Below are 21682 nucleotides of genomic sequence, written 5' to 3'. Positions count from 1 at the left end.
GTCAGTCCACCTGCGCGAGCGCTTGGCTGGCGCGGTGAGCCGCTTCCGTGCGGCTCGCCGCGCCCAGCTTCCGCAGGATCGCCGAGACGTGCACGCTCACGGTCTTCGGGCTGATGAAGAGCCGTCCGGCGATCTGCGCGTTGCTGAGGCCCTGACCGATCAGCTCGAGAACCTGCCTCTCGCGGGCCGTGAGTTCGTTGCCCGGCACCACGGCGCGTTCGCCACGGATGCCCGCACGCTGCAGCAGCTGCTCCGCTGTTGCCACCACGAGCTTCGCGCCGACGTCATCCGCGTCGGCGAGGACGGCATCGAGCGTCTCGGCAGCGCGAGCGCGATCGCCAGATTCCAGGAAGGCCCTGGCCAACCCCAGCCGTGCGAGGAGCCGGAGGACCACGGCTGCGCCCGGAAGGTCAGGATGATCGACCAGCCGCTGCCAGGCATCCGGGTCGTCACCGGTGGCGAGTGATCCCGACAGTTCGGCATCGACGACGGTGCTCCAGAGTGAGTGAGTCGGCCAGCCCTCGTCGCGTGCAAGACAGGCGCGGAGCTGCTCCTCCTCGACCGTCAGCACCGGTGCTTCTGCGCCACGCGCGAGCAACGCCCTGCGCTTGGCGGCGAGCACGCGCGCGGCGATCCCGGCGAGGGGCAGTGTCCACCCCGACGCGGGTGTCTGTTCGCTGAACAGCGAAGACACAGCCTCCCACGCGGAGTCGAGGTCGCCACGCGCGAAGGCAAGGTGACCCGCAACCGCTGCCACGCACAATCGCACCTGAGCCTGATGGCTGCCCAGCGAGGTCATGACGGGGCGCCACTTGCCATACAGTTCCCACGCCTTGTCGACCTGGCCGCGCCACAGCAGCGACCGCAGCTTCGCGGCGCGCATGAAGATCTTGAACGACAGCGGCGGGTCGAGTTCTAGAGAGCGGTCGATGAGTTCGTCGGCGTGCTCCCACTGGCCGAGGGCGAACAGCGGATCGACCGTGTTGACGGCCAGGATCGAGCCGACGCTGCGCTCCACCCCGTTCGCTCGGGCAAGCCGCAGGCCCTCGCTTGCGACCTCGAGCGATCGGGGGAAGTCGCCGAGCAGGGCGAGCGAATCGGACGCGTTCACGTAGTAGCGCAAGAGCGCGTCCGGATCCCGGCCGGCCAGTTCCTTGGCGAGTTCGAGGTCCTCGAGCCCACCGGAGATGTCCATGAGACTCAGGCGCGAGCAGCCCCGCACATTCGCGGCAACCGACGCGAACCGCCTGGCCTCGCGCGGCGCGTTCTCGAGCGCCTCGGTCGCGCGGCGGATGCCGTCGTCGAGGTTGCCGATGAGCATGTACTGCGCCGCGAGCTCGGCGAGGATCCACGTCCTCAGCACCGGGTCGCGGTCGCCGAGCACGTCCAGAGCCTGTTCGTAGAGCTGCGGTGCGTCCGTAGCGCCGGAATGGTCCCTGATGGCTGCCTTCTGCCTCAGCACATCGGCGTGCCGGGTCGGATCCTCGGGCGAGGTCTCACGGAGGGCGAGGTCGACCATGGCGAGGGCCCTGCCCATGTCTCCGTCCTGGTACCACGCACCGGACACCTCCCTGAGCAGGTCGACTCGCGACATCGCGGCTGTCGCGTCCGGTTCCGCGACGAGGTCCCACAGTTCCAGCGCCCGCTCGCCAAGCTGCGCGGCGCTCGCGTACGCGAACGCGTCCAGGCTCAGGTCCATGGCCGTGATCGACGCCGCGAACGCACGCTGCACGTCGTGCGCTTCCATCCAATGCGACGCGATCCTCGTCGCTCGCCCGGCGCGTTCACCCGGCGCCCCCTCTTCGGCGGTGAGCGCTTGCGCGTAGCGGGTGTTGAATCGGGTCGCCTCGCCCGGCAACAGCTCCTCGCGGACCGCGTCGCGCACCAGCGCGTGCCGGAACGCGTAATCACGATCGTGGATCGAGATGAGCCCGGCGTCGATGGCCTCCCGAGCGTCGTCGTCCAGGGTCCCCGGATCGTCGACCACCGCCGCCAGTAGGTCGTGTTCGACACGTTCGCCACCGGCTGCCAGGATCCGCATCAGCGCACGGGCACTGTCACCCAGGGCGTCATAGCGGTTCAAAAGCAGTTCGCGCAGCGTGTCCGGCACACCCCCGGCCCGGTCGAAGCACACCAGCTCCTCGACGAAGAACGGCACCCCCTCGCTGCGTTCGAACAGTGCGAGGGTGCGGTCGGCATCCGGGGCGGTGCCGAGAATCGAGCGCGCCTGGTCGCGCACCTGCGTGCGGGTCAGCCGGGGGAGCGTGATGCGATCGACCCGCCGGTTGCGTTCCAGTTCAGCCAGGAAAGTGCGAAGCGGGTGCCCGCGCTTGACCTCGTCGCTGCGGAAGCTGAGCGCGAACAACAGGCCGCTGCGCACCCCGGCCCGCGCGACGAAACGCAGGAAGTCCAGGGTGGCTGGGTCTGCCCAGTGCAGGTCCTCGATCACGATGACGAGCGGTTTGCTTGCGGCGAGGTTCTCGAGCACGGTCGTGATCGCGTCGTTCAACCGGTCGACGCCCATCCGGTCGTCGCGGGTGGGGGAGAGCTTGCTTCCGTCGATGAACTCGGAGAGCATCCGACGCCCGGTCCCCGCGGCCTTGTCGACGGCCTCTCGGCCGTGTGATTCCACCAGCTCGCGCAGCAATCCGGAGATCGGCGCGTACGGCACCACGACGGCGCCGTAGTCCAGGCAGTGGGTGACGATGACGTCCGACTCGTCGGCGACCTCGGCGGCGAGTTCTTCGAGTAGTCGGGTCTTGCCGATGCCCGCTTCTCCGCTGATAAGCACGACGCGGGTGGACCCTGCGGCCGCTTCGTCGAAGACGGCTCGCAGGGCTTCCAGCTCGGATTGGCGTCCGACCATGTCCGGGGCAGACTGGCTGCGCACCACTCCATCGTCCCACCGTGGCGGGCGAAACGGGAGGGGCCGGCCAGCGCTCACCTGTCCAGGACGGGGGTCGGGTGCGGGGCAACCGCGAAAGCCGCCCGCAACCGGGTGGTAAGCCGGCGGGGTGCCGGCATGACACGAGTGTCGCCGGCGGCACGCAGTCGAGCCAACTCGGCAGCGAGAGCCATTTCACGTTCATCCGGGATGCTGAGTACAGGATGCGGGGTGGTGATCGTTTCCATGTCTCAAGAGTCCGCTCTGAGGCAGCACCCGCACATCGGGAGTTATCCCTATTTGCGCGAATCGGACGTCTTAGTGGCCTGTACTCAGGAGTCGGTGGCGGCAAGTGAAATAGGGTTGGAGCATGAGCATTCTCGAGTCCATCCATGAACCTCGGGACTTGGATTCGCTGACCAAGCCGCAACTCGAGAAGCTAGCCGGGGAGATCCGCGAATTCCTTATCGCTAACGTGGCTCGCACCGGCGGACACCTCGGGCCGAACCTCGGCGTCGTCGAGTTGACCATTGCCATCCACCGGGTCTTCGACTCACCGCGTGACCCGATCGTGTTCGACACCGGGCACCAGTCGTACGTGCACAAGCTCCTCACCGGACGGAAGGACTTCTCCGGGCTTCGTCAGCGCGGCGGCATCGCCGGGTATCCGCAGCGCAGCGAGTCCGTGCACGACGTCGTCGAGAGCTCGCACGCGTCCAGTTCGTTGAGCTGGGCCGACGGGATCTCCCGGGCGTTCGAGATGACCGGCCAGACCAACCGCCACGTTGTCGCCGTCGTCGGAGACGGTGCGCTGACCGGCGGCATGACCTGGGAAGCGCTGAACAACATCAGCGACGACAACACGCGCAACCTGGTGATGATCGTCAACGACAACGGGCGCTCCTACGCTCCCACCATCGGCGGCATCGCGCGCTTCCTCGACGGTGTCCGCACCAAGCGCGCCTACCGCGGCCTGCACCACTCGAGCCGCAGGCTCTTCGACAAGTTCGGGTCGCCTGGGCGCGCCTTCTATCGAGGCGTCCGCGGTGCCGTGCATGGCTTCGGGACCCGGTTCATCAAGAATGAGGGACCGTACTCCAACCTGGAGATCAAGTACATCGGCCCCATCGACGGTCACGATCTCGAGGCCGTCGAGCGTGCGCTGCGTCAGGCGAAGAGCTACGCAGCCCCGGTGATCGTGCACACGATCACCGAGAAGGGCCGCGGGTATGAGCCCGCACGGCACGACGCGGCCGACCAGTTCCATGCGGTTGGCCAGATCGATCCCGATACCGGGGAGGCGCTCGACGTTCCCGACCGGCCGTCGTGGACCTCGGTGTTCGCCGACGAGCTCGTCCGCCTGGCGGACAAGAACGACCGGGTGGTCGGGATCACCGCAGCCATGCTGCGGCCGACAGGGTTGCACGTGCTCGCGGCGCGGCATCCGGACCGCGTCTTCGACGTCGGAATCGCCGAACAGCACGCGGTCACCTCAGCTGCCGGTCTCGCCTTCGGCGGCCTGCACCCCGTTGTGGCGCTGTACGCCACGTTCATGAACCGCGCGTTCGACCAGCTCCTCATGGATGTCGGGTTGCACAAGGCCGGCGTCACCTTCGTGCTCGACCGAGCGGGTGTGACCGGGCCGGATGGTCCGAGCCACCACGGCATGTGGGACCTTGCGGCGCTGCAGATCGTGCCCCACATCCGTATCGCTGCCCCGCGGGACGCGGCCAGGCTCCGCGAGGAACTCGCCGAGGCCGTCGCGATCGATGACGCGCCGACGGTGATCCGATTCCCGAAGGGTTCGGTCGGGGACGAGCTGAAGGCGGTCCGCCGCACCGAGGACGGCGTCGACGTGCTCCGCGAGGCCCCGCACCGGGATGTGCTGATCGTCACGGTCGGTTCGATGGCGACCCTCGGCCTCGAGGTCGCAGAGCGGCTCGCGGCGCAGGGCATCGGTGCGACAGTGATCGATCCGCGCTGGGTCGTCCCGACCCAGCCGAGCATCATCCGGTTCGCCGACGAGCATCGCCTGGTGATCACCATTGAGGACGGCGTCCGAGTCGGCGGCATCGGCACGCGCATCCGCCAGGATCTGCGCGCTGCGGGAGTTGATACCGGGCTGGACGAGCTGGGGCTGCCGGACGAGTTCCTCGACCACGGTTCCCGCGACGAGATCCTGACCGCGGCCGGCCTCACCGCGCAGAGCATCGCGCGCAATGTCGTCGCGCAGGTGCTCGGCACGAAGATCCCGGTCGCGCGGCCGCTTCCGGAGGAGCAGGGCGCGCAGATCGAGGCGGAAGAGAAGCTCGACCGGCCGTGAGACAAAACGGGAAGCAGTCTGACGACTGCTTCCCGTTCTTGCTTTCAAGCTCTACGCGACGCCCCTGATCGGCGGAGTGTGGAACGTCCCGCCGAAGACCCGCTCGGAGGCGCCGACCCGGTCGAGGTATGGGGTGACCCCACCCATCTGGAACGGCCAGCCGGCACCCATGATCATGCACAGGTCGATGTCTTCGGCCGCGGCCACGACACCGTCCTCGAGCATGCGGTGGATCTCGTCGGCGAGGCCGTCCTCGATCCGGATGCGCAGCTCGTCCGCCGACATCGGCGTCGTGCCGCCGGCGACGATCGAGAGCGCGGTCTTGTCGTACCCCTTGACCTTGCCCTTGCCGTCCCGATCCAGGATCTTCCCGTGCTCGGCCAGCTTGCGCAGGTTCTCGCTCTCGAAGAAACGGTCGGGGAACGCCGCGTGGTGGGTGTCGAGCACGTGCGCGCCGACAGTCAGCCCGACGAGCTCGAGCAGCTCGAACGGATCCATCGGCAGGCCCAGGGGCTTGACCGCCTCCACAACCGTGTCGAACGGCGTACCGGTGTCGACAGCGTGCATCGCCTCACCGAGCAGCTTGGCGAGGATGCGGTTGACGACGAACCCCGGCGTGTTCTTGGTGATGACCGCGGTCTTCTTCAGCGCCGCGGCGGTGACCATCGCGGTGCTGAGTGTCTCATCGTCGGTCTTCGGCGCCTTCACGACCTCGATGAGCGGCATCACCGCGACCGGGTTGAAGAAGTGGAAGCCGACGAGGCGCTCCGGATGCTTCAGCTTGGCGCCGATCGCGTCGACCGACAGCGACGACGTATTGGTGGCGAGCACTGCCGTCTCGGAGACGTACTGCTCGACATCGGCGAACACGTCCTGCTTGACGCCCAGCTCCTCGAATACCGCCTCGATGACCCAGTCGCAGTCGGCGAACTCGGACTTGTCCGTCGTCCCGCTGACAAGTGCCTTCAGCCGGTTGGACTCGTCGGGGGAGATGCGGCCCTTGTCGCGGAGAGTGTCGATCTCACCGCGGATGTAGTCCAGCCCCTTGTCGACGCGTGCCTGGTCGAGGTCGGTGATCACGACCGGAACCTGAAGGCGGCGCACGAACAGCAGCGCGAACTGGCTGGCCATGAGCCCGGCCCCGATGACTCCGACCTTGGTGACCGGGCGGGCGAGCGCCTTGTCCGGCGCGCCGGCCGGCCGCTTCGCGCGCTTCTGCACGAGGTTGAACGCGTAGATGCTCGCGCGGAACTGGTCACCGGTGATGAGTCCGGCCAGCACCTCGTCCTCGGCGGCGAAGCCGGTCGCCTTGTCGGTGTTCTTGGCTGCCGCAAGCAGGTCGAGGGCGGCGTACGGAGACTTCGGCACGGTGCCGATGCGGCTCTGCAGCATCTTGCGGGCGATGCCGATGGCAGCATCCCACTTGACCGCGCGCTCGATCTTGCCCGGCTGGTTCGGGCGCTTGACCTTCGTCGTGCCAGAGACCACCCGGTCGACCCACTTGATGGAGTCCTCGAGGAAGTTCGCCGGCTCGAACATGACATCCGCGATGCCGAGCTCGAGGGCATCCTTCGCCTTCAGCATCCGGTTGTTCTTGAGCGGGTTCTCGACGATGACCTTGAGCGCGTTCTCGATCCCGATCAGGTTCGGCAGCAGCCACGCGCCGCCCCAGCCGGGGATGATTCCGAGGAAGACCTCCGGCAGTGCGAGGGCCGGAACGGAGCTGTCGATGGTGCGGTAGTCGGCGTTGAGCGCGATCTCCACGCCGCCGCCGAGCGCGAGGCCGTTGATGAACACGAACGACGGCACGCCCAGGTCGCCGAGCAGCCCCAGCGTCGCGTGACCCTGCTGCCCGAGTTGCTTCGCGACCTCGGTGCTCGGGATTGCGTCGACGTGGCTGAGGTCGGCGCCGGCCGCGAGAATGTACGGCTTGCCGGTGACCGCGACCGCGTGGATCTCGCCGTGCGACGCGCGGTCCTTGAGCGACTGCAAGGTGCGCTGCAGCTCGAGCAGCGTCGTCGGGCCCATGGTGTTCGGCCGCGTGTGGTCGCGCCCGTTGTCGAGGGTTACGAGCGCGAGAGTCTTGCCGCCGCTCAGCGGCACGTCCCGCACGTAGGAGTGCGTGACTACCTCGTCGTCCTTGAGAAGCTCAGCGAGCTGCGTGAATTCCGCCATGGTCACTTGCCTCCCTTGAAGTTCGGGTTTTCCCAGATCACGGTGCCGCCCTGGCCGAGGCCAACGCACATCGCGGTCACGCCGTAGCGCACCTCCGGGTGCTCCTCGAACTGCCGGGCGAGCTGGATCATCAGGCGGACACCGGATGACGCGAGCGGGTGCCCGATCGCGATCGCGCCGCCCCACGGGTTGACGCGTGGGTCGTCGTCGTCGATACCGAAGTGGTCGAGGAACGACAGCACCTGCACCGCGAACGCCTCGTTCAGCTCGAACAGTCCGATGTCGTCGATCGACAGGCCCGCCTTGCGCAGCGCCTTCTCGGTCGACGGGACCGGTCCGATGCCCATGATCTCCGGCTCGACCCCGGCGAACGCGAAGCTCACCATGCGCATCTTCGGCTTCAACCCGAATTCCTTCGCCGCGGCGGCGGATGCCATCAGGCTCACGGTGGCGCCGTCGTTGAGGCCGGAGGAGTTTCCCGCGGTCACCCGGCCGTGCGGACGGAACGGCGTCTTCAGGCCGGCCAGTCCCTCCATGGTGGTTTCCGGGCGCGGCGCCTCGTCGCGCGTGGCGAGTCCCCAGCCCTCATCGCTGCGGATGGCGACCGGGATCAGGTCGGGCTGGATCTTGTCGGCCTCGTACGCAGCGGCGAGCTTGTGCTGGCTGCGCATCGCGTAACGGTCCGCGCGCTCCTTGGTGAGGTGCGGGAAACGGTCATGGATGCGCTCGGCCGTCATCCCCATGTTCAGCGCGTCGGGGCTCACCAGCTTCTCGGCGAGGAAGCGCGGGTTCGGGTCGGCGTTGAACCCCATCGGGTGACGACCCATGTGCTCGACACCGCCGGCGATCGCCAGCTCGTAAGCGCCGAACGCGATCGCGCCTGCCGTCGTCGTGACGGAGGTCATCGCACCGGCGCACATCCGGTCGATGGCGTAACCGGGCACCGACTTGGGCAGTCCTGCGAGCATCGCTGTGGTGCGGCCGAGCGTCAGGCCCTGGTCACCCTGCTGCGTCGTCGCGGCGATCGCGACGTCGTCGATACGGTCCTTGGGAACCTCTGGGTTCCGCTCCAGCAGACCGATCATCGCCTTGACCGCAAGGTCGTCGGCGCGGGTGTTCCAGTACATGCCCTTCTCGCCGGCGCGCCCGAACGGGGTGCGAACGCCATCGACGAAGACGACTTCTGTTCTCTCGACCACTGTGCCTCCTCAGACAAGTCCCACTGATCCTAGAGTCGGGCGATTTGCCCTAAGAATCCTTTGATTCTTTCTACGAATCGTCGGATTGGGCGGTGTCGGCGCTTTGGTCGACTTCCACAAAGGCATCCGCGATCAACTGTGCGGTTGCGTCAATCTGCCAGGGGCGCGCACCGCCGCCCGCGAGGGCCTCGCCGACGCTCTCGGTGGTGATCGGCTGCGGCGGCGCCCACGCTACGCGGCGCAGGAGCTCAGGGGTGAGCACGTTCTCGACCGGGATGGCGACCCGATCGGACAGCGAGGTGATCTGCGCCTTCGCGGCGCGCAGGCGGCGGTCGGCTTCCGGGTTGCGATCGGACCAGGACCGTGCGGGCGGGATGGAGTCGCCTGGCACTCGCAGCGGCGGCAGGTCTTCGGCCGCCATGCCCTCCTCGATAGCGGCAAGCCAGCGGGGGAGTTGGGTGCGGCTGGCACGCCCGGTGAACTCCTTGATCTTCATGAGCTCGCCACGCGTTCGCGGCAATGCCTTGGCTGCGGCGACGATCGACGCATCCGGAAGCAGCCGGCCGCTCGCGGTGTCGATCTCCTGCGCGTACTCGTCGCGTGCCTGCCACAGCGCGCGGGCGACCGCGAGCGAGCGGGGCGTGCGCAGGGCGTGCATGCCGGAGAGTCTCCGCCACGGTTCGGAGACCACCGGCTTGGGCTCCTTGGTGCGGACCGCATCGAATTCCTGCTCCGCCAGCTCCTTCTTGCCCGCCTCGACGAGCAGCGCGGCGACTTCGGCCCGCAGCCGCACGAGCAGCTGCACGTCGAGCGCCGCATAGACAAGCCAGGACTCGGGCAGCGGCCTGGTCGACCAGTCCGCCGCCGAGTGCTCCTTGGCGAGCTTGATGCCGAGGAGTTCCTCGACCACTGCGCCAAGGCCGACGCGTGGAAGGCCCGCGAGCCGCGCCCCCAGCTCGGTGTCGAAAATGCGGTTCGGTTCGAGGCCGACTTCGCGCAGGCAGGCGAGGTCCTGGCTCGCGGCGTGCAGCACCCATTCCTCGTCACGGATGACATCGGCCAGTTCGCTGAAGTCGCCAATGGCCGGAGGATCGAACAGGAACGTTCCTGCCCCGTCGCGGTAGAGCTGGATGAGGTAGGCGCGTTGGGAGTAGCGGTAGCCGGATGCCCGCTCGGCGTCGATCGCGACCGGGCCGGTGCCCGCGGCGACCTGGCGCACAGCGTCGAGGTAGTCGTCACGGTTGTCGATCACGCGCAGCGGCTCGTGCCCACCCTTGTCCTCACGGGTCCCGCCACCCGCGTCTTCGCCCGTCACGCGCCCTTGCGCCGAGTCGGGAGAACGCTGACGCCCTCTGGAACGGGAGGCAGCCCGGCGAGCATGCAGACCAGGTCGCCCCATGCCTCAACGTGCGGGCCGAGCGCGCTGTCGTCGGGGCTCCAGGACGCGCGCAGCTCGATCTGCGCACCGTCGCCCTGGACCTCCAGCTCGCCGAACCCGGTGGAGAGGATCTTGGTGGCCGTGCCTGATGGGGAGTGGTAGCGCGCACCGCGAGTGTCGAGCGCGTCGATCAGCCACGACCAGGCCACTGCGGCGAGGAACGGATCGACGCCGATGTCGGTCTCGAGCGGTGCCTGCGCGAAGCACACGACGCGGAACGGCCCGCCCCAGGCATCCGGAGAGCTGGGGTCGTAGAGCAGCACGAAGCGGCCCGTTGCGAGGTCGGAGTCGTCGCTGTGCCGCGCGGGGGTGACGTCAGCCGCGAAGGCGATGGAGTGCGGTGCGAGCGAACCCGGCGCGGGCAGCTCTGTGACCACGAGTTCACTGCGCAGCGTTGCTGCGTGAATCGAGTCGATCGCCGCGCCGAAGGGCGCTGGCACCGGCGAACCGGTCACGGTGTCGGACACGTTCAGCAGACTAAAGTTTCAGGGTGGCAGTTTCCCGCAGGCACGCCGACCCCAGGCCGTACTTGCGTCTCGGGCTTGTCGCCGTCGGGGGACTTGCAGCCTTCGGCCTGCTCGCGACCGCCTGGCTGACCGCGGCTGTCGCGCGCACCATCATTGTTCCGCCACGCAAGCGTCAACAGGACGTCGTGATCGTCGGCGTCGACGAGACGGAAGGCACGATCGAGCTGCGGCGCTCCGCTGACACCGTGATCAGCGGCCGGTACAGCCTGTGGTTCTCGAACGACAGAGGTCACGCGCGCATCGGCGACATTCTCAGCGAGACCGACGAGACGGTTACCAGGCGACTCGACGACGTGAGCCACGGAGAACTGCGGCTCGCCCGCAGCGGCCGGATCGCCGGATGGTGGTACCTGACCCCGGATGACCTCGGCGTCGGTTACGAGGACGTCGACATCGACACCGAGCTCGGTCCAGCACCGGCGTGGCTCATCGCGGCGCACGATGACCGGCGCATCGAGGACACCGACCGCTGGGTGATCCAGGTGCACGGCCGGGCGGTGCGCCGGCCGGAGGGACTGCGCGCCGTGCCGGTCTTCCGCGACGCCGGCTACCACAGCCTCCTCATCTCGTACCGCAACGACGGCGACGCCCCATCGAGTGCCGATGGTCGATACTCCCTCGGCGACACCGAATGGCGGGATGTCGAATCCGCGATGCAGTACGCACAGGAGCGCGGGGCGAGGCACATCGTGCTCATGGGCTGGTCGATGGGCGGGGCGACGGTGCTTCAGGCGGTCACCCGGTCCCAACTCGCGCCGCTCGTGCGCGGCGTCGTGCTCGAGTCGCCGGTGATCGACTGGGTGATCACGCTCGAGGCGATCGCGGGGGAGGCGGGGCTGCCCGTTCCGGTGAGTCGGTCGGTATTCCGCGCCATCGGCGCACCCTGGGGGCGCATCCTCACCGGCCAACGCGACCCGATCGACCTTGCACGCCTGAACTTCGTGCGCCGTGCCGACGAGCTTGACCTGCCCATACTCATCCTGCACAGCGACGACGACGGCTTCGTGCCCTCGACCGGCTCGCGCGCACTGGCGAAAGCCCGGCCGGACATCGTGCAACTGGAGGCCTTCACCGTCGCACGGCACACGAAGTTGTGGAACTACGACGAGGAGCGGTTCGTGGGCACCATCCGGATTTGGCTCGGCCGGCCAGAGCTCAACGCGTGACCCGCCAGCGGGCGTAAAGCGCGCCGTCGTCATCGGCCAGCAGCTGGGTCAGCTCGAGCCGCTGCGGCAGTTGACCCGGCAACACAGGCAGCACCGACGGCACGGACAGCGGACTGGTCGACAGGCACAGTTCGTCCACCAGTCCGGAATCCAGCAGCTGGGCCGCCAGATTCGGGCCGCCCTCGCAGACGATGCGGCGGTGACCGCGGTCGCGAAGCGCGGAGACGATGCCGGCGGCATCCGGGCGCTCGTCGCCGGTCTCGACGATGTCAACCGTGTCGGGCAGGTGGTTCCGCACGCGCGCGGCGGCGTGCGACGGGCACACGACGATCAGCCGACCCGGTGCGAGGTCCGCCGGGATTTTGTTGCCCTCGAGGTCACCGCTGGCCGTGACGATGGCGAGCGCGGCTGTGCGCGGCATCAGGTAACCCTCGTTCCGGATGCTGGTGGCGCCGACGAGCACGATGTCGCTCTGCCGTCGGATCGCCCCGAGGATGCGCCGGTCGACGCGGCTGGTCAGGCTGTTGGAGGTGCCGTCGACGCCGACCGCTGACCCGTTGAGGCTTGCGATCATGTTGATGCGCAACCAGGTGGCCTCGCTTGCGTACAGCTCTTCGAGGCGCGCTGCCGCGTCGTCGGCGGTGGTGTCTATCGTGAGCGGCGGCTGCGGAATGAGCCGCGTGAGATTCACGCGGCAGCTTTCGCGCGCACCTGCCGCTTCGTCCTGCCCAGCATGCCGCTCATGCCCCGGATGCGAAGCGGGCTCACTGCCTCGTTCAGGCCGATGGTCTGCGGGTAGTCGTCCGGCGTGGCGAGCACCTCGTCGGCGGTGAGCCCGGACAGTCCCTGCACCAGAATCGACGCGAATCCGCGCGTGGTGGGCGCTTCCCTGGGGGCCGTCGCGTGCATGTGCACGACACGCTCGTCGTCAACCTCGACAAAGAGGTAGACGGGGGACTGGCACTCGGTGACACGCTCGAGCAGGTCGGGGTGGTCCTGGAATCGCTCCGGAAGCTCCGGGAGCTCGTTCGCGAACTCGAGCAGCAGCATGAGTCGATCCTGCTGCTCGAGTTCGAGGAACTCGTCACGAATCTCGGCGAGCGCGGGGGGTACCGCCGTTTCAGTCATCCGACGATTATCCCACCGCGGTCAGGGAAGCTCGCCGGGCGCTTCTCCCTGCACGATCGGCACTTTCACGGTGCTGCCCCACTCGGTCCACGAGCCGTCGTAGTTGCGCACCTTCGGGATGCCCACCAGGTGGTGCAGCACAAACCAGGTGTGCGCAGAGCGCTCACCGATCCGGCAGTAGGCGATGACGTCGTCGGCGGCGCCGATCCCGGCCTCGTCGACGTAGATCGCCTTCAGCTCGTCGATGGGCTTGAACGTGCCGTCCTCGGCTGCGGCGCGGCCCCACGGGACGTTGCGCGCGGTCGGGATGTGGCCGGCGCGCAGCGCGCCCTCCTCCGGATACGCCGGTGCGGTGGTGCGCTCACCGCTGTACTCCTCTGGGGAGCGGACGTCGATCAGCGGCTTGCCCAGGTGGTCGAGCACGTCGTCCTTGAACGCGCGGATCGCGTGGTCGTTGCGGGGGATGATCGGGTACTCGACCGGGGTGCGCTGGGGCACCTCGGTGGTCAGTTCCCGGCCCTCGGCGATCCACTTGTTCCGGCCGCCATCGAGCAGGCGGACATCCTCGTGACCGAACAGGGTGAATACCCACAGCGCGTACGCGGCCCACCAGTTGTTCTTGTCGCCGTAGATGACGACGGTGAAGTCGCGCGCGATCCCCTTCGAGCTCATCAGCTTCGCAAAGGCATCGCCGTCGACGAAGTCACGCAGCACCGGGTCGTTCAAGTCGGTGTGCCAGTCGATCTTCACGGCGCCGGGGATGTGACCGGTCTCGTAGAGCAGCACATCCTCATTCGATTCGATGACGACGAGATCCGGCTTGTCGAGGTGCGCCTGCAACCACTCGGTGGTGACAAGCCGGTTCGGGTTGGCGTAGCCGGCGAACCGTTCGGATGAATCGACCTCGACGGTCATTATTACCTCCAGTCAGCGCCCGTCCTGCGGGCGAATGGTGCGTTCACGGCGCGTTAGGCTTGAATCTCGCGCCGCCCACAACGAATCTACGCACTTTCTTGCCACGTGGCGGCGGATGAGTCCAAGCATTACACGAAGGAAAGAGTCGCGTGCCCGCTGAACATGTGCGGGTGGCGGGCAGTCTCACTGACCGTCGCCCATCCCTCACCGGCACCGAAATCGTCGATCACCTGGTGCCGCCGCGCCAGTTCCGGGGCGCATCGATCGACAACTACCAGCCGGACCCTGACTACCCGTCGCAAGCGGAGGCAGTGGACGCGATTCGCGAGTTCGTGGCGGCGTGGCAGCCCGCCCGCGGCGGCCTGTTCTCCAGACGCAAGGCGCCGAAGACGCTTCCCGGGATCTACCTCGACGGCGGCTTCGGCGTCGGCAAGACCCACTTGCTTGCCTCGCTGTGGCACCTCGCGCCCGGCCGCAAGTACTTCGGCACCTTCATCGAGTACACCGCGCTGGTCGGCTCCCTCGGCTACGCGCAGACGGTGAAGATGCTGCGTGGCTCATCGTTCCTCGCCATCGACGAGTTCGAACTGGACGACCCGGGCGACACCCGAATGATGTCTCGCCTGCTCGGCGAGCTCACCGCATCCGGAACCCGAATCGCGGCGACGTCGAACACGCCACCGAACGCGCTGGGGGAGGGACGCTTCGCCGCCCAGGACTTCCTGCGGGAGATCGACGCGCTCGCTGGTCAGTTCACGACCATCCGCATTGACGGGCTCGATTACCGCCGACGCGATGTCGAGGGGCACGCGGTCAGCGTCGCCGACGACGCGGCGCTCGAGCAGGCGATCGCAGACCTGGACGGCAACGCGACAGTGGACGACTTCGCGACGGTCATCTCCTACTTGGGGGGTGTGCACCCGTCGCGCTACGCGAAGCTCGTCGACGGCCTGCAGGCGATCGGGCTGCGGAACGTTACCGTGCTCGACCACCAGACGGATGCGCTGCGTTTCGTCGCGTTCGTCGACCGGCTGTACGACGCGCAGGTGCGCGTTGTCGCCTCCGGCGTGCCGCTCGATGCGGTGTTCGCCGAGGACATGCTGGGCGGCGGGTACCGGAAGAAGTATCTGCGCGCCATCTCGCGTCTCATCTCGCTCACCTCCGGGGCGCCCGAGTAATCCATTGCCGGATTCGGTAGGCCGACATCGTGTCGCCGTGCCAGCATGTGGGGATGCCGCAGGCGACACCCACGCCCCAGTCCCTTCAGGGGCCGGAGTTCCGGTTCGGCGCGCTGGTGACGGTGCTGGCCGTGGTCGGCGGCGCGATGTGCGTCATCGGGATCGCTCTCGACGTGTACCTCGGTCTGACGGGCGCCCGGCAGTCGCTTCCGATCCTCGGCGCGCTGGTGGATGCGTTTCATCCGAATGGCGAGTCGAACCTGTTCGCGTGGTACTCCGCGTTCCTGCTTGCCCTGCTCGCCGTCGTGTTCGGCATAGCCATGCTCGTCAACTGGCGCACGCGCGAACGGCTGCCGTTCGCGGTCATGGCCGGAGCAGCGATTGTGCTGTCGGCGGGAGAGGGTGCCGCGCTTCAGGACCGGCTCAGGAACCTGCCGGCGACGCTGGGTATCGACGTCTCGTTCGCTTACCTCTGGCTTGTCATCGCCGCGCCCGTCGCGGTGGCCGTGGGGGTGTGGCTGACCTGGGTGGCTCGGTCGCTGGATCGGGTGCTGCGGCGCCGGCTAATTCTTGGCGGTGCGCTGTACCTTGCCGGCGCGATCGGGATCGAGGCACTCGGCGGATTGCTGACGACAGCCGACGTCGGACACAACAGGGACGGACTGTTGATTATCGGCGACATCGCGGTGCTGGTGGAGGAGTCATTGGAGGTCGCAGGCGTGCTGGTGGCGCTGTGGGCGGCGCTCGATCGGCTGGGCGCTCGGAGCGGACCGGGCGGCTCACTGGTCCTGTGGTACAGATGACACATGTTCGCTGACAGCTTGCTGCTCGTGGCGGGGGTCGTCGGCATCCTCATCGCGACGCCCGGCGTGCTGCTGTACGGCGGCGGGCACTGGCGGATGCTGTGGCCGGCTGCCGTGACGCTGTTTGCGCTGTGGTGTCTGGCAGGCATCGCGGCGGCGCTGGCCGGATGGCAGCCGTTCGGCTTCGCCGTGCTGGTTCCCGCCGGAGGTTTCGTGGTCGGGATGGGCGTCGCGATGGCCGCGTGCGAGAGGTTCGGCCCGTCGGCGGCCGCCGGGGTTGCGGTTGCGTTCTCGGTGCTGGTCTTCCTGCCGCTCGCGCTCGTTGTGTTCGGTGGCGGCGGCATGTGGCTGTACCGCACCGCAGGTGCCCTGGACTTCGCGGGCGCGCTGCCGGTGGCCATCGGCGGCGGCGTGTTCCTGCTCGTGCTCGCGTTCAAGGACCGCGGAGCTCCCGCGGTGTGGCATCCGCGGGCGGTGATCGGAGTTGCTCTGCTGTGGGCCTCGAGCATTGTCGCGGGCATCGGCTTCGAGCTGCGGGTGGATGAGCTCACCCCGGTGATCGCACTGAACAGTGTGCTCACTCCCGCTGCGTCGGCCGTGGCGGTCGTGGTGGTCGAGCGGCTGAAATCGGCGCGGAATTCGGGGGAGGGCTTCGCCGCAGGGGTCCTCGCCGGGGTGGCGGGCGCGCTCGGAACCAGCGCGTACCTCGAACCGGTCAGCGCAGTGATCCTCGGCCTCGTGGTCGGGACGGTCTGCGGCGCTTTCTTCAAGCCGTGGCCGGCCGCTGCCGGGTTGGGTGCTCCGCTGCTGATCGGCGGGCTTTGGGGCCTCCTGTTTCTCGGAGTTTTCGCGCTCGGTCCTGGGTTCGTGTATTCGGGCCAGCCCACCCAGTTGGCCAGCCAGTTCTCGGTGACGGCGCTTGCGACGGTGTTCGCGCTCGTCCTCTCGATGCTCATCGCCACGGTCGCGTCGCTGCTGCAGCGCGGCCGCTGACAGGGCCGGGGTGCCTTCGGGTGGCGGCGCCCGGCCCTGCGACTAGGGGAGTTGCGTCATCCGCTCCAGCGTGAGCGGCGGTCCGTCATGGGACTGGAGCACGAGCACGTCTCCGTCGCACTCGAAGCGGTCGATGTCGGTGAAGCCATTGGTCATCGACTGGGCACCGGTGTCCGCTTCGATCGCCTGGCCGTTGAAGGTCCAGCGCATCTCGAGGGCCATCTGCCAGTCCTCGCCGGCGGCGTGGATGTACTGACCCTTCACGGTCCACATTCCGGACGCCTGCCCCGTCATCGTTCCGACCACATCACCGACCTCTGTCGGCATCCGCATGGCGAACGCGGTTGGGATGACGATCAGCCCAAAGCCGTGCTCAATGAACTCGTAGACGATGCTTCCCTCGGCGATGATCTGGAAGTCACTGGCTCCGGCTCTGGCCACCGCCTGGTCGAAGAACTCCTGGAGCGCCGGCGTCTCGGCCACCCAGGCGCCGGTCACACACTCCATCGCGGCACGTTCCGCCGCGGCCTCGTTGTCATCGGGTGCAGCCGCACCCGGGTTGTCGCCCGGGCCAACGGGCTCCGTTCCGCCCGGTCCCGGAGTCGCGCAGCCGACGAGCAAGAGCACCGTGGCAGCAACGACAGCCAGGGCCGACGAATGCCGGCGCAGCCTCATTCCAGAGCTCCGATGAAGCTGAACTCGGTGTGGAGCGAGTCGGTGTCCACCGTAAGCGTCGCCATGGACGCCCCAGCCATCGCGACGAGCGAAACCTCGGGATCACCCGGCTCTGGATCCGGGAACGTGCTGTCCATCATCCAGCTGATCCCGGCCGCTGCCAGCGCGTCGGCATACTCCTGCGCGGCAGCCAGGTTCGGGACGGTGAACTCGATGGTGTAGATGCCGCCCTCGCCGAGGATGTTCTCGCCGGTGTACTCCGAGGTGATGGTGTGCGCTGGGCGCGGCAGCGCGGCCGGCCACGGCCACCCGGGACTGATCATGAAGGTGCCGGTGTCGCTGTCTGTACCGGGGCTGTCCACGTTCGCTGGCTGGACCGTGTCGGGGCCGTCTTCCGGATCGCCGGAAGGTGGTTGTGCCGTGCAGCCGACGAGTCCGGCCAGGAGCAGCACTGCGGCGCTGGAAGCAGCAAGCTTCGATCGGATGCTCATGGTCAGTCCTCCCGAACTTCGAGGTTGTACTGGAATCCGGTCGGCCAGTCGGTCATGCCGAGGCCCAGTATCACCCGGCGCAGCGGCCCGTAGTCATTGGTCTCGACACTGTCGAAGGTCGTCACGCGGACGCCGTCGTTCTCCCAGTCCTCCTCGAGGGTCCAGTCGCTCTTGCTCTCGTACCACGCAATGACCTCCTCGCCGGCCTTGACCGATGACAGGTCGTAGACGAGGTAGAAGCTGGATCCGCTGCGCATCGCGGTGACCGGATGCCCATCCGGCAGCGGGAGTTCGCCGGGCCATCCACTCGGCATCTTCACGATCGTGTACCCGCCGTCGATGGCCTCTGGGCTCAAACCCTTGGTCGCGGGATCGCCTCCGGGCTCTGGGGCTTCGACCTCGACATCCGGCTCGGTCTCCACGATGTTCTCGGCGATGTCTTCGACCGGGTCGATCGCCGGGGACGAACAGGCGACAAGGGTGAGGAGGGTCACGAGAGCGGTGACCGAGGTCAACCCGATGGAGGTGCGAGCGTGCATGAGGCCTCTTTCTTGGCAGGACGTTAGGTCGCCGACGCCGCGCGCCGGCCTTTGACAGGCTGGCAGAGCGACTCGCGCACGCAATCAGTAGGAATTACGTACGCGCGCCGACCACTACGATCAGAGCCGTGTCAGGTCTCTGGAGCCCTACCGCCCGGCCGGAATGGCCGTTTGTGCCGCGTCCGACCGCGGCTGCGGAGATCTCGGATGGCCTGGGTCGTCTGCCGAGCCGGGTGCAACTGATCGTCGGAGCCGCCGGTGTCGGCAAGACCGTACTCGCATCCGAGGTCACGCGTGCCGTTGATGACCGAACCGTGGGACAGGTGATCGGGCTGGCCGAGCTCGCCGGGGTCCCGCTTGGCGCGTTCGGGCCGCTGCTTGCCCAATTCGGTATCCCTGCTGAGCCGGAGCGCGCGGTGCCCGCGCTGATGTCGGCGATCGGGGGCGCGGCGGAGCGCTTCCTGCTTGTCGTCGACGACATCCCGCGGCTTGATGACGTCTCCGCGGCCGCGGTGTATCAGCTTGTGCGCGCGTTCGGTGTGCCGACGGTGGCGACCGCGCGTCTCGGCGAGCGGTTCCCTGCGCCCATCCAGCGGATGGTCGATGAGGGTCTCACGGTTCGACATGACCTTGCCGGCCTGACACCGAGCCAGGTCGGCGAATTGCTAGACCGCCGATTCGACGCGCGCGTGAGCTACGCGGATGTGCAACGGCTCGCCAGGCGCACGTCGGGCAACCCGCTGTACCTGCGTGTGCTCGTGGAGAGCGCACAGTTGAGGGGCAAGGTCAGGCCAGAGGGCGACACGATCCGTATTGACGAGGGTGATGCGCCCACAGATCTGATCAACGCGATGGCGACCCGGTTGACAGGCCTCACCGACGAGCAGCGGCGCGTGCTGCGCCTGGCGGCGTTGCTGCAGCCAGTCAGCCGCGGGATCCTGGCCGCCACAGCGTACGAGGCGGTACATGTGTCAGCGCTTGAGGAGCGCGGATTTGTAGCGGCCGAACTCGGTACAGACCGGATCCGCCTCACCCACCCGCTCATCGCCGAAGGCCTCGCGCAGGACGATCACGCAACGCAGGACATCGCGGAGGCCGTGTGCAGGCTTCGTGCCACCGGGGATGACCGTGACCGACTTCACGCCGTGCGGCTCGAGCTGCAGGGCCTCACGCCGCCACCGATCGGTGAGCTTGCGTGGGGGGCGGGGTACGCGTACGGGATGGGGGATCTCGTCATGGCGGCGGACTTCGCGACGGCTCTGCTCGCTCGCGACGCCGACCGGGCCAGTCGTTGCGCGGCTCTTACCACCCTCGCGAGTACCCAGTCCTTGCTTGGCGAGCACACCGCGGCTGAGGCCGCTTTCGCTGAAGCCGAGGCGCTCGCTCACACGCCCCAGGAGCTTGCCCTCGTTGCGGTCCGCCGAGGCGAGCACCTGTCCTATCGCCGCTACGACCTGGCCGGCGCTGTTGCCCAGGCCGAGCGCATCCGGGCTCGGATCAACGCCGAGTCCGAGGCGCTGGATGAATCGCTCAAGCAGTGGGATGCCTCCCTAGACGTGATCGCCGGGATGCCACTGCTGGGGCGCCTGGCGTTCCGTGTGAACCCGGAACTTGCCATCCGGTCGGCCATCCTTCTGGTGGTGTCTCGGTCCACCCGCGGCGACCTTGCTGCGGCGCGCTCCGCGATCGATGAGTTGTCGCATATCCAGGACCAGATCGGTCAGGTCGACCCGCTTGCCTCGGCGGCCCTGGGGTTTGCGCGGTTCGTGGAACTCATCTGCGACGGCAAGGTGAAGGAGGCGGCCGAGTACGTCGAAGCGCGCCGCATCGACGCGGACGACGGCATTGGCATCTACACGATGCTCTTGGGCAACCTGCGCCAGTGCGGCGGGCGGCTCGCCGACGCGGAACGTCTGACCACCCTGGCCGTGGACCAGCTGCGGTGGCGGGACGGACTCGGGCTGCTCGGCGTTGCTCTCGGGTACCAGGCGAATGCGATCGCGAAACAGGGTCGCGTCGAGGAGGCGCAGCGTCTGCTCGACGCGATGACGCCCGCGCAGCGCACCGCGCGCAACGCGTACATCCAGGTTGCGGAGGCGCAGGCGTGGATTCGCGCCCACTCCGGAGACCTGGACGGCGCCGTCGAGGTCGTCGAGCAGGCGATCACCGGGCAGGGGGATCGCGGTTCCGCGTTCCTGGCTGCGCTGGCCGCGTGCATCCCGATTCGGCTAGGGCACTTCGACCGGGCAGCCACCATGCTGGACTGGATCAGCGAACGCTCGCCGACCGAACTGGAGATCGTCCGCTGCATCCAGGAGCTCGCGGTGGCACTGCGCGATCGGGATCTCGAGGTGCTGCCCGGCGTGCTGAGCCGTGTCGAGGCATCCGGTCAGGAGCCGACGGTGCTCGACGCGATCACACTCGCCCTGCGGATGCGCCCGTCAGCTGAGCTGCGGCGCAAGCTGGAGCTAATGATGGTGCGGATCGCGTCGGTCGTCGACGAGCAGCCGTTCCATCGTGCGCCGCCGCCGCTGCTCAGCCGGCGTGAGCTCGAGGTCGCGCGTGCAGCATCGGCGCGGGAACGGTCGCGGGAGATCGCCGAGCGACTGGGAACCTCTGTGCGCACCGTCGACACCCAGTTGCAGTCGGCCTACCGCAAGCTCGGGGTGTCATCGCGTGACGGCTTGCGGGAGGCTCTCGCCGAGGTGGGGTTGCTCGATTCCGACGAGTGACGGAATGGCCGCAGCGCAAAGCAGGTTGTGCCGATCATGAGTGAACACCACAACAGCGGCGATGCGGCCGAGATTCGAAGGCTGGTTGCCGAGGCCGTTCGGCTGCAGAGCGACGAAGCATTCGTCGGGCTGCACACGGATGACGTTCGGATCGTGAACATCGCGGGCCGCCGGGTGCGAGGCCGGCCCGCCCTGGCTGATGCGATGAGCGCTGCGCTGGCGTCGCCTCTCGCGGACGTCCTGACGACGGTTGACGTGGAGGACATCGTCTTCCTTCGACCCGATGTCGCGATCGTCAGCTGCGTGAAACACGTGCACGATGGTCGCGACGGCGGTGCAGCGCTCCCGGCATCCGGAAGCCTGACCTATGTGCTCGTGCGGGAAGGGGAGTGGCGGATCGCATCCGCACAGACCACGCCGATCATCGTCTGACGGGTGGCGGGGGAAGTGCTGGTGGGCGATACCAGACTCGAACTGATGACCTCTTCCGTGTGAAGGAAAACCGGAACCCCGGAA

At 68.0% G+C, this 21682-nt stretch carries 19 protein-coding genes; 7 read left to right on the top strand and 12 right to left on the bottom strand.

The window, feature by feature from the left end; all coding sequences use genetic code 11:
- Position 1 precedes the first annotated feature (1 nt).
- Together HGK58_RS09785 and HGK58_RS09780 are read right to left on the bottom strand one after the other, a co-directional pair.
- Positions 2-2890 (bottom strand): helix-turn-helix transcriptional regulator, encoded by a 2889-nt coding sequence (locus HGK58_RS09785; RefSeq protein ID WP_168627393.1) that lies wholly within the window; start codon positions 2888-2890, stop codon positions 2-4.
- Between the two features lie 50 nt (positions 2891-2940).
- Positions 2941-3132, bottom strand: coding sequence for a hypothetical protein (locus tag HGK58_RS09780; protein WP_168627392.1), 192 nt, complete (start codon positions 3130-3132; stop codon positions 2941-2943).
- A gap of 122 nt (positions 3133-3254) precedes the next feature.
- Between HGK58_RS09780 and dxs the strand changes: the two genes are divergently transcribed.
- Positions 3255-5207: a 1-deoxy-D-xylulose-5-phosphate synthase gene (dxs, locus tag HGK58_RS09775; protein WP_168627391.1), complete on the top strand. Its 1953-nt coding sequence runs from the start codon at positions 3255-3257 to the stop codon at positions 5205-5207.
- Positions 5208-5258: 51 nt separating this feature from the next.
- Here dxs and HGK58_RS09770 read toward each other — a convergent pair whose 3' ends face one another.
- The 4 genes from HGK58_RS09770 to HGK58_RS09755 form a co-directional block, all read right to left on the bottom strand.
- On the bottom strand, positions 5259-7382 hold the full coding sequence (locus HGK58_RS09770) for a 3-hydroxyacyl-CoA dehydrogenase NAD-binding domain-containing protein (RefSeq protein ID WP_168627390.1): 2124 nt from the start codon (positions 7380-7382) through the stop codon (positions 5259-5261).
- A gap of 2 nt (positions 7383-7384) precedes the next feature.
- Positions 7385-8581, bottom strand: coding sequence for a thiolase family protein (locus HGK58_RS09765; protein WP_168627389.1), 1197 nt, complete (start codon positions 8579-8581; stop codon positions 7385-7387).
- A gap of 70 nt (positions 8582-8651) precedes the next feature.
- Positions 8652-9839 carry an HRDC domain-containing protein gene (locus HGK58_RS09760; RefSeq protein ID WP_246865543.1) on the bottom strand — a complete coding sequence of 396 codons (1188 nt, stop codon included), beginning with the start codon at positions 9837-9839 and terminating at the stop codon, positions 8652-8654.
- A 53-nt stretch (positions 9840-9892) separates the two neighbouring features.
- Positions 9893-10486, bottom strand: coding sequence for a DUF3000 domain-containing protein (locus tag HGK58_RS09755; protein WP_349236193.1), 594 nt, complete (start codon positions 10484-10486; stop codon positions 9893-9895).
- Positions 10487-10509: 23 nt separating this feature from the next.
- Here HGK58_RS09755 and HGK58_RS09750 point away from each other — a divergent pair, with 23 nt between their 5' ends.
- Complete coding sequence (locus HGK58_RS09750) at positions 10510-11712, top strand: alpha/beta fold hydrolase (RefSeq protein WP_168627387.1); 1203 nt, start codon at positions 10510-10512, stop codon at positions 11710-11712.
- Here HGK58_RS09750 and HGK58_RS09745 read toward each other — a convergent pair.
- From HGK58_RS09745 to HGK58_RS09735, 3 genes are read right to left on the bottom strand one after another with little or no spacing between them, the layout of a single operon-like run.
- Entirely contained in the window at positions 11702-12403 is a 702-nt protein-coding gene (locus tag HGK58_RS09745; RefSeq protein ID WP_168627386.1) for a dihydrofolate reductase family protein, read from the bottom strand. The genes HGK58_RS09750 and HGK58_RS09745 overlap by 11 nt on opposite strands.
- Entirely contained in the window at positions 12400-12840 is a 441-nt protein-coding gene (locus HGK58_RS09740; protein WP_168627385.1) for a SufE family protein, read from the bottom strand. Before HGK58_RS09740 ends, HGK58_RS09745 begins: the two co-directional genes overlap by 4 nt.
- 21 nt (positions 12841-12861) lie before the next feature.
- On the bottom strand, positions 12862-13755 hold the full coding sequence (locus HGK58_RS09735) for a sulfurtransferase (RefSeq protein WP_168627384.1): 894 nt from the start codon (positions 13753-13755) through the stop codon (positions 12862-12864).
- Between the two features lie 149 nt (positions 13756-13904).
- Here HGK58_RS09735 and zapE point away from each other — a divergent pair, with 149 nt between their 5' ends.
- The 3 genes from zapE to HGK58_RS09720 are packed head-to-tail and all read left to right on the top strand — an operon-like array spanning position 13905 to position 16729.
- Positions 13905-14933 (top strand): cell division protein ZapE, encoded by a 1029-nt coding sequence (gene zapE / locus HGK58_RS09730; protein ID WP_168627383.1) that lies wholly within the window; start codon positions 13905-13907, stop codon positions 14931-14933.
- A gap of 53 nt (positions 14934-14986) precedes the next feature.
- Positions 14987-15736: a hypothetical protein gene (locus HGK58_RS09725; protein ID WP_168627382.1), complete on the top strand. Its 750-nt coding sequence runs from the start codon at positions 14987-14989 to the stop codon at positions 15734-15736.
- A 3-nt stretch (positions 15737-15739) separates the two neighbouring features.
- On the top strand, positions 15740-16729 hold the full coding sequence (locus HGK58_RS09720) for an ammonium transporter (RefSeq protein WP_168627381.1): 990 nt from the start codon (positions 15740-15742) through the stop codon (positions 16727-16729).
- A gap of 42 nt (positions 16730-16771) precedes the next feature.
- On the opposite strand, the gene HGK58_RS09715 is transcribed toward HGK58_RS09720, so the two are convergent.
- Genes HGK58_RS09715 through HGK58_RS09705 form a run of 3 tightly spaced genes read right to left on the bottom strand, consistent with a single transcriptional unit; the run spans position 16772 to position 18434 of the window.
- Positions 16772-17404 (bottom strand): hypothetical protein, encoded by a 633-nt coding sequence (locus HGK58_RS09715; RefSeq protein ID WP_168627380.1) that lies wholly within the window; start codon positions 17402-17404, stop codon positions 16772-16774.
- Positions 17401-17895 (bottom strand): hypothetical protein, encoded by a 495-nt coding sequence (locus HGK58_RS09710; RefSeq protein WP_168627379.1) that lies wholly within the window; start codon positions 17893-17895, stop codon positions 17401-17403. Before HGK58_RS09710 ends, HGK58_RS09715 begins: the two co-directional genes overlap by 4 nt.
- 2 nt (positions 17896-17897) lie before the next feature.
- The gene (locus tag HGK58_RS09705; RefSeq protein ID WP_168627378.1) at positions 17898-18434 is read right to left on the bottom strand and encodes a hypothetical protein; all 537 of its coding nucleotides are present in this window, start codon (positions 18432-18434) and stop codon (positions 17898-17900) included.
- A 128-nt stretch (positions 18435-18562) separates the two neighbouring features.
- Between HGK58_RS09705 and HGK58_RS14080 the strand changes: the two genes are divergently transcribed.
- Both HGK58_RS14080 and HGK58_RS09695 read left to right on the top strand, forming a co-directional pair.
- On the top strand, positions 18563-21166 hold the full coding sequence (locus HGK58_RS14080; protein WP_168627377.1) for a LuxR family transcriptional regulator: 2604 nt from the start codon (positions 18563-18565) through the stop codon (positions 21164-21166).
- Positions 21167-21202: 36 nt separating this feature from the next.
- On the top strand, positions 21203-21598 hold the full coding sequence (locus tag HGK58_RS09695; RefSeq protein WP_168627376.1) for an SgcJ/EcaC family oxidoreductase: 396 nt from the start codon (positions 21203-21205) through the stop codon (positions 21596-21598).
- Positions 21599-21682: the final 84 nt, after the last annotated feature.

Source organism: Cryobacterium sp. BB307, assembly GCF_012274275.1.
Classification (GTDB): Bacteria; Actinomycetota; Actinomycetes; order Actinomycetales; family Microbacteriaceae; genus Terrimesophilobacter.
The sequence above is the reverse complement of the archived record's forward strand: the minus strand, read 5'-3'. Positions and strand labels throughout refer to the sequence as shown.

What these genes read in the sequence shown, in the direction of transcription:
- HGK58_RS09780 (WP_168627392.1), bottom strand. Translation starts at nt 3,132, where the DNA reads ATGGAAACGATCACCACCCCGCATCCTGTACTCAGCATCCCGGATGAA.
- dxs (WP_168627391.1), top strand. Translation starts at nt 3,255, where the DNA reads ATGAGCATTCTCGAGTCCATCCATGAACCTCGGGACTTGGATTCGCTG.
- HGK58_RS09770 (WP_168627390.1), bottom strand. Translation starts at nt 7,382, where the DNA reads ATGGCGGAATTCACGCAGCTCGCTGAGCTTCTCAAGGACGACGAGGTA.
- HGK58_RS09740 (WP_168627385.1), bottom strand. Translation starts at nt 12,840, where the DNA reads ATGACTGAAACGGCGGTACCCCCCGCGCTCGCCGAGATTCGTGACGAG.
- HGK58_RS09735 (WP_168627384.1), bottom strand. Translation starts at nt 13,755, where the DNA reads ATGACCGTCGAGGTCGATTCATCCGAACGGTTCGCCGGCTACGCCAAC.
- HGK58_RS09725 (WP_168627382.1), top strand. Translation starts at nt 14,987, where the DNA reads ATGCCGCAGGCGACACCCACGCCCCAGTCCCTTCAGGGGCCGGAGTTC.
- HGK58_RS09720 (WP_168627381.1), top strand. Translation starts at nt 15,740, where the DNA reads ATGTTCGCTGACAGCTTGCTGCTCGTGGCGGGGGTCGTCGGCATCCTC.
- HGK58_RS09715 (WP_168627380.1), bottom strand. Translation starts at nt 17,404, where the DNA reads ATGAGGCTGCGCCGGCATTCGTCGGCCCTGGCTGTCGTTGCTGCCACG.
- HGK58_RS09710 (WP_168627379.1), bottom strand. Translation starts at nt 17,895, where the DNA reads ATGAGCATCCGATCGAAGCTTGCTGCTTCCAGCGCCGCAGTGCTGCTC.
- HGK58_RS09705 (WP_168627378.1), bottom strand. Translation starts at nt 18,434, where the DNA reads ATGCACGCTCGCACCTCCATCGGGTTGACCTCGGTCACCGCTCTCGTG.
- HGK58_RS09695 (WP_168627376.1), top strand. Translation starts at nt 21,203, where the DNA reads ATGAGTGAACACCACAACAGCGGCGATGCGGCCGAGATTCGAAGGCTG.